9 protein-coding genes and 1 pseudogene are annotated in these 13,061 nt (G+C 64.5%); 7 read left to right on the top strand and 3 right to left on the bottom strand.

Features of this window, described 5'->3' with window-relative positions; translation table 11 throughout:
* The first annotated feature begins 20 nt into the window (after positions 1 to 20).
* From NUH86_RS09385 to lpdA, 4 genes and pseudogenes are all read left to right on the top strand, one after another.
* A complete protein-coding gene (locus NUH86_RS09385; RefSeq protein WP_267249255.1) occupies positions 21 to 2,831 on the top strand; it encodes a 2-oxoglutarate dehydrogenase E1 component in 2,811 nt (936 codons plus the stop codon).
* An 8-nt stretch (positions 2,832 to 2,839) separates the two neighbouring features.
* Positions 2,840 to 4,072, top strand: a complete 1,233-nt coding sequence (odhB, locus tag NUH86_RS09380; protein WP_267249254.1) for a 2-oxoglutarate dehydrogenase complex dihydrolipoyllysine-residue succinyltransferase — start codon at positions 2,840 to 2,842, stop codon at positions 4,070 to 4,072.
* A 66-nt stretch (positions 4,073 to 4,138) separates the two neighbouring features.
* Positions 4,139 to 4,411, top strand: a pseudogene (locus NUH86_RS09375) (GIY-YIG nuclease family protein); the annotation flags it as partial.
* Between the two features lie 49 nt (positions 4,412 to 4,460).
* Positions 4,461 to 5,861, top strand: a complete 1,401-nt coding sequence (lpdA, locus tag NUH86_RS09370) for a dihydrolipoyl dehydrogenase (RefSeq protein ID WP_267249253.1) — start codon at positions 4,461 to 4,463, stop codon at positions 5,859 to 5,861.
* A 71-nt stretch (positions 5,862 to 5,932) separates the two neighbouring features.
* On the opposite strand, the gene NUH86_RS09365 is transcribed toward lpdA, so the two are convergent.
* From NUH86_RS09365 to NUH86_RS09355, 3 genes are all read right to left on the bottom strand, one after another.
* Complete coding sequence (locus NUH86_RS09365; protein WP_267249252.1) at positions 5,933 to 7,105, bottom strand: sensor domain-containing diguanylate cyclase; 1,173 nt, start codon at positions 7,103 to 7,105, stop codon at positions 5,933 to 5,935.
* Positions 7,106 to 7,255: 150 nt separating this feature from the next.
* Positions 7,256 to 8,017: an enoyl-CoA hydratase/isomerase family protein gene (locus NUH86_RS09360; RefSeq protein WP_267249251.1), complete on the bottom strand. Its 762-nt coding sequence runs from the start codon at positions 8,015 to 8,017 to the stop codon at positions 7,256 to 7,258.
* Positions 8,014 to 8,682 (bottom strand): HAD family hydrolase, encoded by a 669-nt coding sequence (locus tag NUH86_RS09355; protein WP_267249250.1) that lies wholly within the window; start codon positions 8,680 to 8,682, stop codon positions 8,014 to 8,016. The genes NUH86_RS09360 and NUH86_RS09355 overlap by 4 nt, the downstream gene beginning before the upstream one ends.
* A 43-nt stretch (positions 8,683 to 8,725) precedes the next feature.
* Between NUH86_RS09355 and glmU the strand changes: the two genes are divergently transcribed.
* The 3 genes from glmU (at position 8,726) to glmS (ending at position 12,895) form a co-directional block, all read left to right on the top strand.
* Positions 8,726 to 10,135, top strand: coding sequence for a bifunctional UDP-N-acetylglucosamine diphosphorylase/glucosamine-1-phosphate N-acetyltransferase GlmU (gene glmU / locus NUH86_RS09350; RefSeq protein ID WP_267249249.1), 1,410 nt, complete (start codon positions 8,726 to 8,728; stop codon positions 10,133 to 10,135).
* Entirely contained in the window at positions 10,132 to 10,989 is an 858-nt protein-coding gene (locus NUH86_RS09345) for a metallophosphoesterase (RefSeq protein ID WP_267249248.1), read from the top strand. Before glmU ends, NUH86_RS09345 begins: the two co-directional genes overlap by 4 nt.
* An 82-nt stretch (positions 10,990 to 11,071) precedes the next feature.
* Positions 11,072 to 12,895, top strand: a complete 1,824-nt coding sequence (glmS, locus tag NUH86_RS09340; protein ID WP_267249247.1) for a glutamine--fructose-6-phosphate transaminase (isomerizing) — start codon at positions 11,072 to 11,074, stop codon at positions 12,893 to 12,895.
* The last annotated feature ends 166 nt before the right edge of the window (positions 12,896 to 13,061 follow it).

Below are 13,061 nucleotides of genomic sequence, written 5' to 3'. Positions count from 1 at the left end.
GCACGGATGGGACGTGAAAAATGGGTTACGAGAATCAGGATTTCCCTCTCCCGGCAGATGACGCCGAGCGCGGGCCGAGCTGGGCGCGCACCAACTGGCCGCCGATCGATACCGACGACCTGACCGGGGCGCTTGACCCCACGCAGATGCAGGTGGCCGTGAAGGCCGCCGCCAAGGTCAATGGCAAGGCGGTTTCGGATGTCGACGCCGTCAGCGCCGCCGACGATGCGATCCGCGCCCAGATGCTGATCCGCACCTATCGCGTGCGCGGACATCTGGCTGCCAATCTCGACCCGCTGGGGTTGACCCAACGTGATCTTCCAGCCGATCTGACGCCGGAATATCATGGCCTGACCGACCTCGACAAGAAAGTCTATCTGGGCGGCACGCTGGGCCTGCAATATGCGACCGTGCGAGAGATCGTGGCGATCCTGCGCGCCAATTATTGCGGCAATGTCGGCCTGGAATATATGCACATCTCGGATGTGGAGGAACGCCGCTTCCTGCAGGACCGTCTGGAGGGCAAGGACAAGGAAATCCACTTCACGCCGGAAGGCAAGAAGGCGATCCTGTCCAAGGTGATCCACGCCGAACAATATGAGAAGTTCCTGGGCCGCAAATATGTCGGCACCAAGCGCTTCGGCCTGGACGGCGGCGAATCGATGATCCCCGCGCTGGAGGCCATCATCAAATATGGCGGCGCGCAGGGCGTTCGCGAGATCGTCTACGGCATGGCCCATCGCGGCCGCCTGAACGTGCTCGCCAATGTGATGGCCAAGGGTTTCCGCGTCATCTTCCACGAATTTTCGGGCGGCACCGCCAATCCCGAAGATGTCGGCGGTTCGGGCGACGTGAAATATCACCTGGGCACCTCGACCGACCGGGAATTCGACGGCGTCAAGGTCCACATGTCGCTGGTCCCCAATCCGTCGCACCTCGAAACCGTCGATCCGGTGGTGCTGGGCAAGGTCCGCGCGCAGCAGACCTTCCGCGATGACCTGACTAGGCATGAGCAGGTGCTGCCCGTGCTGATCCATGGCGACGCGGCTTTCGCGGGTCAGGGCATCGTCTGGGAATGCCTCGGCTTCTCGGGCGTTTCCGGCTACAATACGGGCGGCTGCATCCACTTCATCGTCAACAACCAGATCGGTTTCACGACCAGCCCGCAATATTCGCGCGGATCGCCCTATCCCAGCGACGTCGCGAAGGGCGTCCAGGCGCCGATCCTGCACATCAACGGCGACGATCCGGAAGCGGTCACCTTCGCCTGCAAGCTGGCGATGGAATATCGCCAGACCTTCCATCGCGACATCGTGATCGACATGTGGTGCTATCGCCGCTTCGGTCACAATGAAGGCGACGAGCCGTCCTTCACCCAGCCGCAGATGTACGCGAAGATTCGCCAGCATCCCCCGGTCAGCGACGTCTATTCGGCGCGGCTGAAGGCGGAAGGCGTGGTCGACGACGATTTCGTCAACCAGGTGACCGGCGATTTCGTCAACCATCTGGAGGAAGAGTTCGAGGCGGCCAAGAGCTACAAGTCCAACAAGGCCGACTGGTTCGCCGGTCGCTGGTCGGGCCTGCACAAGCCTGCGGACGCCGAAACCACCCGTCAGAGCGTCGAGTCCGCGGTCAGCCAGAAGCTGTTCGACAGCCTGGGCAAGACGCTGACGACGATCCCGGAAGGGCATAATGTCCACAAGACGCTGAAGCGCGTGATCGATGCCAAGGCGGAGATGTTCAAGACCGGCGAGAATTTCGACTGGGCGACCGGTGAGGCGCTGGCCTTCGGTTCGCTGTTGTCGGAAGGCTATGGCGTCCGCCTGTCGGGTCAGGACTCCGGGCGCGGCACTTTCAGCCATCGTCACGCCGTCTGGATCGACCAGGATACGGAGAATAAATATATCCCGCTGTCGACCGTGCCGCATGGCCGGTTCGAAGTGCTGGATTCGCCGCTCTCCGAATATGGCGTGCTCGGCTTCGAATATGGTTTCGCGCTGGCGGACCCGAAGAGCCTCGTGCTGTGGGAAGCGCAGTTCGGCGACTTCGCCAATGGCGCGCAGATCATCTTCGACCAGTATATCGCTTCGTCGGAGACCAAGTGGCTGCGCTCCAACGGCCTCGTCTGCCTGTTGCCGCACGGCTATGAGGGGCAGGGGCCGGAACATAGCTCGGCCCGTCTGGAACGCTATCTCCAGCTTTGCGCGGAAGGAAATATCCAGGTCGCGAACATCACGACCCCGGCGAACTATTTCCATGTCCTGCGCCGTCAGATGCTGCGGCCCTTCCGCAAGCCGCTGATCATCATGGCGCCCAAGTCGCTGCTGCGTCACAAGTCGGCGGTCAGCAAGGCTGAGGATTTTCTGGGCGAAACCCACTTCAAGCGCATCCTTTCGGACCCCAATGCGGCGCCCGACAAGGATACGAGGCGGCTGGTGCTCTGCTCCGGCAAGGTCTTCTACGACCTGATGGAGGCCCGCGACGCCGCTGGCGACACGGACGTGCAGATCGTTCGCATCGAACAGATCTACCCGTTCGCGACCGAAGCCCTCGCCAAGCGCATCGAGCGCATGACGAAGCTGGAAGAGGTCGTCTGGTGTCAGGAAGAACCGCGCAACAACGGCGCATGGTTCTTCGTGGAGCCTTATATCGAGGAAGCGCTGGCCGCAGCCGGCAAGGCGCCGATGCGCGCCCGCTATGCCGGCCGCAAGGCGTCGGCGTCGCCCGCCACGGGCCTCGCCAAGCGCCATGTCGCCGAGCAGGGCGCCCTCGTCGCCGATGCGCTGGGTCACAGCGTCCGTGAAGAAATCCGTCGCCAGATGAAAGGCTGAACAAGCTCATGGCTACCGAAGTTAAAGTCCCCACTCTGGGCGAATCCGTTACCGAAGCAACCGTTGGCCAGTGGCTCAAAAAGCCCGGTGAAGCCGTGAAGGCCGACGAGCCGATCGTGTCCCTGGAAACCGACAAGGTGGCGGTCGACGTGCCTGCGCCGGTCGCGGGCGTGCTGGGAGACATCGTCGCCAAGGAAGGCGACACGGTCGAGGTCGGCGCGCTGCTGGCCTATGTGAACGAGGGCGCGGCCGCTGCGGCTGCCCCTGCCGCCGCGCCCGCCGCCAAGGCGGAGGCGGCTGCCCCGGCTCCCGCCGCTTCGGCTCCGGCCGATGACGAGGAAGGCGGCAACCTGACCCTGTCGCCCGCGGTTCGCCGTCTGGTGCTGGAACATGGCCTGGACCCCAGCAAGATCAAGGGCACCGGCAAGGATGGCCGCCTGACCAAGGACGATGTCGTCGCCGCCGTCGCCGCCGGTACTGCCAAGGCAGCCGCTTCGGCCCCCGCCGCTGCGCCTGCCGCCGCTCCCGCCGCTGGCCCCAGCCGCGCGCAGGAGCGTGTCAAGATGACCCGCCTGCGCCAGACGGTCGCCAAGCGGCTCAAGGAAGCGCAGAACAACGCCGCGCTGCTCACCACCTATAACGACGTCGACATGACCAACGTCATCGAGGCGCGCGCGAAGTATAAGGATCTGTTCGAAAAGAAGCATGGCGTCCGTCTGGGCTTCATGGGCTTTTTCGCCAAGGCTGTCTGCATGGCGCTGCGGGACGTCCCAGGCGTCAATGCGCAGATTGAGGGCGACGAGATCGTCTATAATGATTTCGCCGACATCTCGGTCGCCGTGTCCGCGCCGAACGGCCTGGTCGTGCCGGTGATCCGCAACGCGGAATCGCTGAGCGTGGCCGAGATCGAAAAGACTATCGGCAGCTTCGGCAAGAAGGCGAAGGATGGCACGCTGACCATGGATGATATGAAGGGCGGCACCTTCACCATCTCCAATGGCGGCGTGTTCGGCTCGCTGCTGTCCAGCCCGATCATCAACCCGCCGCAGTCGGCGGTGCTGGGTCTCCACCGGATCGAGGACCGTCCGGTCGTCCGCGACGGCCAGATCGTCATCCGCCCGATGATGTATCTCGCGCTCAGCTATGACCATCGTCTGATCGACGGGCGCGAAGCCGTGACCTTCCTCGTTGCGGTCAAGAACGCGATCGAGGATCCGACCCGCCTGCTGATCGACCTGTAAAGATGTGACCAGTGCTCCTGCGGAAGCAGGAGCCTAGGGTGGAGACGCGCTACGCGAGCCGGCTATGTCTATCTTATGGCTAACAGGCGCAACGGCACCCTATATCTGGGTGTCACGAGCGATCTGGCGGCCAGGGCATATCAACATCGCAAAGGCTTGATTGACGGATTCGCCAAGAACCATGATTGTAAGCTGTTGGTCTGGTTTGAGGCACATGACGATCTGCAGGAAGCGCGGCATCGCGAACTGCGGATGAAGAAATGGAAACGCGCCTGGAAGATCGAGCTGATCGAACGCGATAATCCACAATGGCGGGATTTGTTCGAAACGCTGTTCTGACGACGCCCTGGGCTCCCGCTTTCGCGGGAGCACGGCAATGGAGTGAGAAATGGCAGACTTCGATTATGACGTTCTGGTGATCGGCGCGGGTCCGGGTGGCTATGTCGCGGCGATCCGCGCGGCGCAGCTTGGCCTGAAGACCGCCTGCGCCGAAAGCCGGGAAACGCTGGGCGGCACCTGCCTCAATGTCGGCTGCATCCCGTCCAAGGCGCTGCTGCACGCTTCGGAGCTTTATGAGGAAGCCGCGAACGGCGCGCTTGCCAAGCTGGGCGTGAAGATCGACAAGATGAGCCTGGACCTCGACACCATGCAGGTTCAGCGCAAGGACGCGGTGAAGGGCCTGACCGGCGGCGTCGAGTTTCTGTTCAAGAAGAACAAGGTCGATTGGCTGAAGGGCCTGGCCACTTTCACCGGCGCCAACACCGTTGAGGTGGCGGGCAAGAAGGTGACGGCGAAGAATATCGTCATCGCCACCGGTTCGTCGGTCACGCCGCTCCCCGGCGTTCAGGTCGACAATGCGGGCGGCAAGATCGTCGATTCGACCGGCGCGCTGGAACTGGACAAGGTTCCGGGTCATCTGGTCGTCGTCGGCGGCGGCGTCATCGGGCTGGAACTGGGTTCGGTGTGGCGTCGCGTCGGCGCGAAGGTGACCGTGGTCGAATTTCTCGACCAGATCCTGCCCGGCATGGACGGCGAAGTCCGCAAGGAAGCGAACAAGATCTTCAAGAAGCAGGGTTTCGAGTACAAGCTCGGCACCAAGGTCACGGGCGCGGAAGTCGGCAAGAAGGGCGTGACCCTGACCGTCGAACCCGCCGCTGGCGGTGAAGCGGAGAAGATCGAGGCCGATGTCGTGCTGGTGTCGATCGGCCGCCGTCCGAATACGGAGGGGCTGGGCCTCGACAAGATCGGTCTGGAACTCAATGCGCGTGGCCAGATCGAAACCGATCATGACTTCGCGACCAAGGTTCCGGGCGTCTGGGCGATCGGCGACGTCATCCCCGGCCCGATGCTGGCGCACAAGGCGGAAGATGAGGGCATCGCCGTGGCCGAGAATATTGCGGGCCTGACCGGCATCGTGAACCATGACGTGATCCCCTCGGTCGTTTATACCAAGCCGGAAATCGCTGGCGTCGGCCTGACCGAGGAAGCCGCCAAAGAAAAGGGCGCGATCAAGGTCGGCAAGTTCCCGATGATGGCGAACAGCCGGGCCAAGACCAATCATGAGCCGGATGGCTTTGTGAAGATCATTGCCGATGCCGAAACCGACAAGGTGCTGGGCGTCTGGATCATCGCGACGGTTGCGGGCACGATGATCGCGCAGGCGGCGCAGGCGATGGAATTCGGCGCGTCGAGCGAGGATATCGCCTATACCTGCCACGCCCATCCGACGCACAGCGAAGCGATCAAGGAAGCGGCCATGGCCGTGACGGGGAAGCCGATCCACATGTGATCGGTTTTCGTTCCGCGCAGGAATGAGAAGGCCGCCCTCCAAGGCGGCCTTTTTCATGGCGGCGCGGTCGATCAAGCGCCCTGGGCGTGAAACTTCAGGTCGGTGGCGAGCGTATCCGGCGCGGCGAGCGCCCGGCGCACGCAGACGCGGTTGCGGCCGCGCGTCTTGGCTTCATAGAGCGCCGCGTCCGCCCGCGCGATGGCGTCGTGGATGGAGGCATCGCCGCGCTGCACGGCCGACAGGCCGAAGCTGGCCGTCAGCCGGCGCGACAAACCGAGTTCGTCGGCAACCTCCTGCGCGATGCTTTCGCGAATGTCGTTGGCGATCCCGGCCGCCCGGGCTGCATGGGTGTCGGGCAGGAACAGCACGAATTCCTCGCCGCCGAAGCGGGCCGTGATGGCGTCGGCGGGCGCAAACCGCGCCAATATTTGAGCGAGCAGGACGATCGCGCGATCCCCCAGGGCATGGCCATGGGCATCGTTGACCGTCTTGAAATGATCGATGTCGCAGACGATCATGCTGCCCTGCATCGGCAACTTGCGCGCCCGCTGTGCGATGGCTTCGTCGAAACCCCGCCGGTTGAGCAGGCCGGAAAGCGGATCGTGCTGCGCATCGCGCTGATAGCGGGCGAGCAGGTCCAGCATGTTCGCCGCCAGCGCCGCGAGAGCCAGGAAAAGACCGAAGACGCAGGCCAGCGCCTGCATCAGAAAGGCATAGTCGCTGTTCAGGAAACTGCCGCTCGACAAGGTCAGCGGAATGGTGCTGCCCCGCACCAGATTATCCAGCGCCGTCAGCGCGGCCGCGCCGAACAGGATGCGGTCGGACCAGTTGCCGAGATGATCCCTGCCCGCGATCAGTGGCAGGCCGATCAGCAGGAAGCAGCCGAAATCGGACGCCGCCAGTTCGAGCGGCAGATTGTCCAGCGCGATGGCCACCACGCAGAGCAGCACCGACAGGGCGCAGATTCCGATCCGCGCCCATAACAGCCAGTTCGGCCGCCAGCGTTCCAACAAGGCCTGGCTGAACAGCAGGAAACCGCCAGCGAACAGCAGGTCTGCCACGAAACCCCAGTGAGGCGTGGGAAAAAGCGCGAATCCCGCCGGTACGGCAAAGCCGCCCGCCACGCAGAAAAAAGCGCCGCTCCAATATCCGGCCGCGCGCACGCGCAGGCTCCAGACGAAGCCGAAAACCACGCCGAAGCTTGCCATCATGACGGGCAGGAAGAAGGCGAAATTCTCTCCCACGCTGCGGTGCCTGTTCCTTTTATCGGTCGAAAATCGTGCGCGTTCCGGTGCGTGATCCGTACTGGAAGACCGGTAAAAGCCGTTCCTTAACAAATGCTTCCGGATCGGACTAGATATTCATCCGATATGGATGAACATGCGGCGAGCGGTTCAGAAGCGGGGACGACGCTTGTCCCGGAACGCCTGCACGCCCTCCCGGAAATCGGGCCGGATGAAGGCGTCGCGGAACATGGCCAATGTGTCCGCATCGTCATCGGACTGCCCATCCAGGATGCGGCGGACGATCGCCTTGGACGAAAGGATCGAATGCTGGGCATTGGCCGCCATCACCTTGGCCAATTCCATCGCCGCCTCCAGCGGGTCCGGCGATATCTGGTCGACCAGACCGATGGTCAGCGCCTCTTCCGCATCGTGCAGCGCGGCGGTGAACAGGATGCGCTTGGCCCGCGCCGGTCCGACCAGGTCGACCAGCAGCTTGGTGTCGAACAGCGAATAGACGATGCCCAGCTTCGCCGGAGTGATGCCCAGACGCGCGGCGGGGGAGGCGATCCGCAGGTCGCAGGCGATGGCCAGGCCGCATCCGCCGCCGACCGCATCCCCGTCTATGGCCGCGATGACCGGCTTTTGCGCATGGGCAAGGGCATATTGGGCGGCGCGAATCGCGGCCTGGTTGGCGATGCGCCATTCCTCCTCGCCGGAATGGAGCGCGAATTCGTGGATGTCCGCCCCCGCGCAGAACAGGCCGGGGGCGGCGGAGGTCACGATCAGTACCCGGATCGTCTCGTCCGCCATCGCCTGCTGCACCAGTTGCGGAAATCGCTCCCACATCGCCTGGTTCATGGCGTTGTGCTGCCGGGGCCGGTCGATCAGCAGCGTGGCGACCGCGCCGTCGCGTTCCAGCCGGATCGTCATGCGGGCCAGCGTCCCAGCAGCGGCAGCAGCTCGTCATAATGGTGGATGACGGCGTCGGCCTCCAGCGCCTCCACCGGGCCGTCCAGGAAGCCGAAGCTGACGGCGATGCTGGGGATGCCCGCATTGCGCGCTCCGGCGATGTCGTTGATCGTGTCGCCCAGGAAGATCGTCCGCCCCCCGCCCGCGCGCTCGATCATGGCGTGGATCGGCGCCGGATCGGGCTTCGCGATGCCGACCGTGTCGCCGCCGACGACGCTGGCGAAACGCTCCGACAGGCCGATCTGGTGTAGCAGCGGAACGGTGAAGCGCTCCGCCTTGTTGGTGCAGATGGCAAGCTTCACGCCCGCTGCCTCCAGCGCGTCCATCGCCGCGATCAGGCCGGGATAGGGCAGGGAATGGATCGCCAGATTCTGCTCATAATAATCGAGCAGGATCGGCAGCATCCTTGCCAGCATCGGCTCGTCATAACCGCCCGAAGCGTCCAGCGCCCGCTGGAGCATGACCTTCGCCCCCTTGCCGACAAAGGGGTGGATCGCCGCCACCGGAAAGGGCGGGCGGCCGTCGGTGGCGATGGCGTAATTGACCGCCGCGGCCAGATCGCCGCTGGTGTCGAGCAGGGTGCCGTCAAGGTCGAAGCCGACGATGTCGAAAGGGATGTTGGCCATGGCTGGCTCATGCCGCTTGCGCAGTGGCAAAGGCAAGTCAAACATGGCACAGAGCGCTCAGATTCTTGGCCTCTTTGTGAAGGATGCCCCCGTGACCGCCAGCCGTCCGCCCCATCGCCCTTTGGCAGTGATCATCCTTGCCGCCGGGCAGGGCACGCGCATGAAATCCGCCAGGCATAAGGTGCTGCACCCCATAGCGGGGCGGCCGATGCTGCTCCATCTGCTCGCCAGCGTGGCCGCGTTGCAGCCCGAACGGCAGGTCGTCGTGGTCGGCGCCGGGCGCGATCAGGTGGAAAAGGCGGTGGAGGGCAGCGGCGCCGTCATCGCCGTGCAGGAACAGCAGCATGGCACCGGCCATGCCGTGGCGCAGGCGCATGACGCGCTGGCCGGTTTCGCGGGCGACATATTGATCCTCTATGGCGATGTGCCGCTGGTGCGGACCGAAACCATGCGATCCATGCTGGAGCGTTTGAATTGGGGTGACGAGCCGCGCGCCGTGGTGCTGGGCTTCCGTCCTGAGGATGCCGCCGCCTATGGCCGGATCATCGCCCAGGACCAGGGCGTCATCGAAAAGATGGTCGAATATAAGGACGCCAATGCAGAGGAGCGGGCAGTGACGCTCTGTAATTCGGGGTTGATGGCGGTGCGTTCGACCGACCTGTTCGTGCTGCTCGACCAGATCGGCAACGACAATGTAGCGGGCGAATATTATCTGCCCGACATCGTCATGCTGCCCGGTGCGCAGAGCGCGGTGATAGAGGCGGAGGCCTGGGAAGTCGCCGGGGTCAACAGCCGCGCCGAACTGGCGGGGGTAGAGGCCGTCTGGCAGGACCGCCGCCGCGCCGAGGCGATGCGCGAGGGCGCGACGCTGATCGCGCCGGAAACGGTGTTCTTCGCCCATGACACGGTGATTGGCCGCGACGTGGTGATAGAGCCGAATGTCGTCTTCGGCCCCGGCGTCAGCGTGGCGGACGATGCGACCATCCACGCCTTTTCCCATCTGGAGGGCGCGACCGTCGGCAAGGGCGCGGAAATCGGACCCTATGCCCGCCTGCGCCCCGGCGCGAAGATCGGCGTCAAGGCCAAGGTCGGCAATTTCGTGGAGGTGAAGAAGGCCGAACTGGGCGAGGGCGCCAAGGCCAACCACCTGTCCTATATCGGTGACGCCAGCATCGGGGCGCGCGCCAATATCGGCGCGGGCACCATCACCTGCAACTATGATGGCTTCTTCAAATATAGGACGGAAATCGGGGCGGGCGCCTTCATCGGCTCCAACAGCGCGCTGGTCGCGCCGGTCAAGATCGGGGACGGCGCGATCGTCGCGGCGGGCAGCGTCGTGACGCAGGCGGTGGAGGCCGACGCGCTATGCCTGGTCCGGCCGAAGCAGGAGGCAAAGCCCGGCTGGGCGGCCCGCTTCCGGGCGAGGATGCAGGCGCGCAAAGCATCCAAGTGACGGCCTTCTTCCGAAAGCGGCGCTGGCTTGCGGCGCTGCTGCTCATCTTTCTGCTTTTGTCGGGTGGGGTCGTCTGGCTCCTCGCCAATGCGCGGGCGATGCCGGTCGTGCGTCGGCTGGATGTCGTGCTGCCCTTTCCGGGGGATGCGCCGCGCCGCCCGGTGACGGTGGCGCTGCTGACCGACAGCCATTTGTCCGGACCGGACAACAGCCCGGAACGGATGGCGCGGATCGTCGCGCAGGTGAATGGCCTCAGGCCCGACCTAGTCGTGCTGGGCGGCGACTATATCGGCGATGACAAGGGCGGGGCGACCTATGGTCCCGTACAGAGCATCGCCCCTTTCGCCGCCTTGCGCGCGCCGCTGGGTGTGGTGGCGGTGCTGGGCAATCATGATGCGCGCAAACATGCGGGCATCAACCGCCGGCAGTGGGGTAATCTGTTCGCCCGGATCGGCATCCGCCTGCTTGACAATCAGGCCGTGCGGCGGGGACCGCTGGCGATTGGCGGCCTGCGCGACATCTATACCGGACGGGCCGATATCCCGAAGACGCTGGACGCGATGCAGGCGCTGGGCGGCGCGCCGCTGATGCTGTCCCATGGGCCGGATGCCTTTCCCCTGCTGCCCGACCGGCCGATGCTGACGCTGGTGGGGCATACCCATTGCGGGCAGGTGGCCTTTCCCTTCGCGGGCATCGTCTATGTGCCGTCGCGCTACGGCACGCGCTATGCCTGCGGCGTGTATCGGGAAGGTGCCCGGACCATGGTCGTTTCGGCGGGGCTGGGCACCAGCGGCCTGCCGATCCGGTTGTTGGCGCCGCCTGATCTGTGGTTGGTTACAATTCATCCACGATGACGCTGGCCCCTGTCGCGAATGGCTTGAAAGTGGCATAGGCGGATAAGCATATATTTTTCTAGGGCTTTGGGACTGACTATCCATGTGCGGCATCATCGGAATCATCGGCAGGGACGACGTGGCGGAGCGGCTGGTCGAGGGACTGAAGCGCCTCGAATATCGCGGCTATGACAGCGCGGGCGTCGCCACAGTCCATGACGGGCAGATCGACCGCCGCCGGGCCGAAGGCAAGCTGGCCAATCTGGTGAAGGAACTGGAGGCCGCGCCCTTGCCGGGCATCACCGGCATCGCCCACACCCGCTGGGCCACCCATGGCGCGCCGACGACCAGCAATGCCCATCCCCATGCCACCAGGGAAGTGGCGCTCGTCCACAATGGCATCATCGAGAATTTCAAGCCGCTGCGCGAGGAATTGATGGCGCGTGGCCGGACCTTCGACAGCCAGACCGATACGGAAGTCGTCGCCCATCTGGTGAGCGAACTGGTGGAGCAGGGCGCATCCCCCAAGGATGCGGTGGCGCAGGTGCTGCCCCGCTTGCATGGCGCGTTCGCGCTTGCGATCCTGTTCCGCAGCCATCCCGATATGCTGATCGGTGCGCGCCTTGGGTCGCCGCTGGTGGTCGGCTATGGCGAGGGAGAGACCTATCTTGGCTCCGACGCCCTGGCGCTGGCCCCGCTGACCCAGCGCATCGCCTATCTGGAGGAGGGCGACTGGGTCATCATCACCCGCGATGGCGCGGAGATTTTCGACAAGGACAATAATCCCGTCGAACGGCCCGTCACCATTTCGGGCGTGACCGGCGAACTCATCTCCAAGGGCAATCACCGCCACTATATGCTCAAGGAGATTTACGAGCAGCCGGTGGTCGTGGCGCAGACGCTGCGTTCCTATCTCCGCCGGATGGAGGATCAGGTTTCGCTGCCGATCCCGGATTTCGACCTGGGGTCGATCCGCCGCGTCACCATCGTCGCCTGCGGGACCAGCTATTATGCGGGCATGGTGGCCAAATATTGGATCGAACAGTTCGCCCGCGTCCCTGTCGACATCGATGTGGCGAGCGAGTTTCGTTATCGCGCTCCGGTGATGGAGGAAGGCGGGCTGATGATCGTCATCAGCCAGTCGGGCGAAACCGCCGACACGCTGGCCGCGCTGCGCCACGCCCGGGCGGAGGGGCAGAAGATCGCCGCCGTCGTCAACGTGCCCACCAGCACCATGGCGCGGGAGGCGGACCTGCTGCTGCCGACCAATGCCGGGCCGGAAATCGGCGTGGCGTCGACCAAGGCCTTTACCTGTCAGTTGGCGGTGCTGGCGGCTTTCGCGGCCAATCTGGCGCGGGCCAAGGGGCGGCTGGACGAGAAGGCGGAGAAGGAACTGGTCCGCCACCTGTCCGAAGCGCCCGCCGCGCTGAACGGGGCGCTGGCCTATGACGAATCGATAGAGGCGATGGCGCATCTGATCGCGGGAGCGCGGGACGTGCTCTATCTGGGGCGCGGAACGGATTATCCGCTGGCGCTGGAAGGGGCGCTGAAGCTCAAGGAAATCAGCTATATCCATGCCGAAGGCTATGCCGCGGGCGAGATGAAGCATGGTCCCATCGCCCTGATTGACGACAAGGTGCCGGTGATCGTCCTCGCGCCGAGCGGGCCTTTGTTCGAAAAGACCGTCAGCAACATGCAGGAAGTGCAGGCGCGCGGCGGCAAGGTGGTGCTGATCTCCGACTATGACGGCGTGCAGGCAGCGGGGGAGGGTTGCATGGCGACGATCACCATGCCCAAGGTCCACCCGCTGATCGCGCCGATGGTCTATGCCGTGCCGGTGCAGTTGCTGGCCTATCATGTGGCGGTGGCCAAGGGCACGGATGTCGATCAGCCAAGGAACCTCGCCAAGAGCGTCACCGTCGAGTGAAGGGGGTTTGGGGATGTTCTTCTCCCCTCCCGCAAGCGGGAGGGGCCGGAGGTGGGTCGCCGCGTCAGCGGCGTTCTTCCCTAGCCGAGAAGGCAGAAGCTCGCTCCGCTCGCGCCCACCCCTAACCCCTCCCGCTTGCGGGAGGGGAATGTCTTAAAACCACCCA

Origin of the sequence: Sphingobium sp. JS3065 (assembly GCF_026427355.1) — a bacterium.
Taxonomy (GTDB): Bacteria; Pseudomonadota; Alphaproteobacteria; order Sphingomonadales; family Sphingomonadaceae; genus Sphingobium.
The sequence above is the reverse complement of the archived record's forward strand: the minus strand, read 5'-3'. Positions and strand labels throughout refer to the sequence as shown.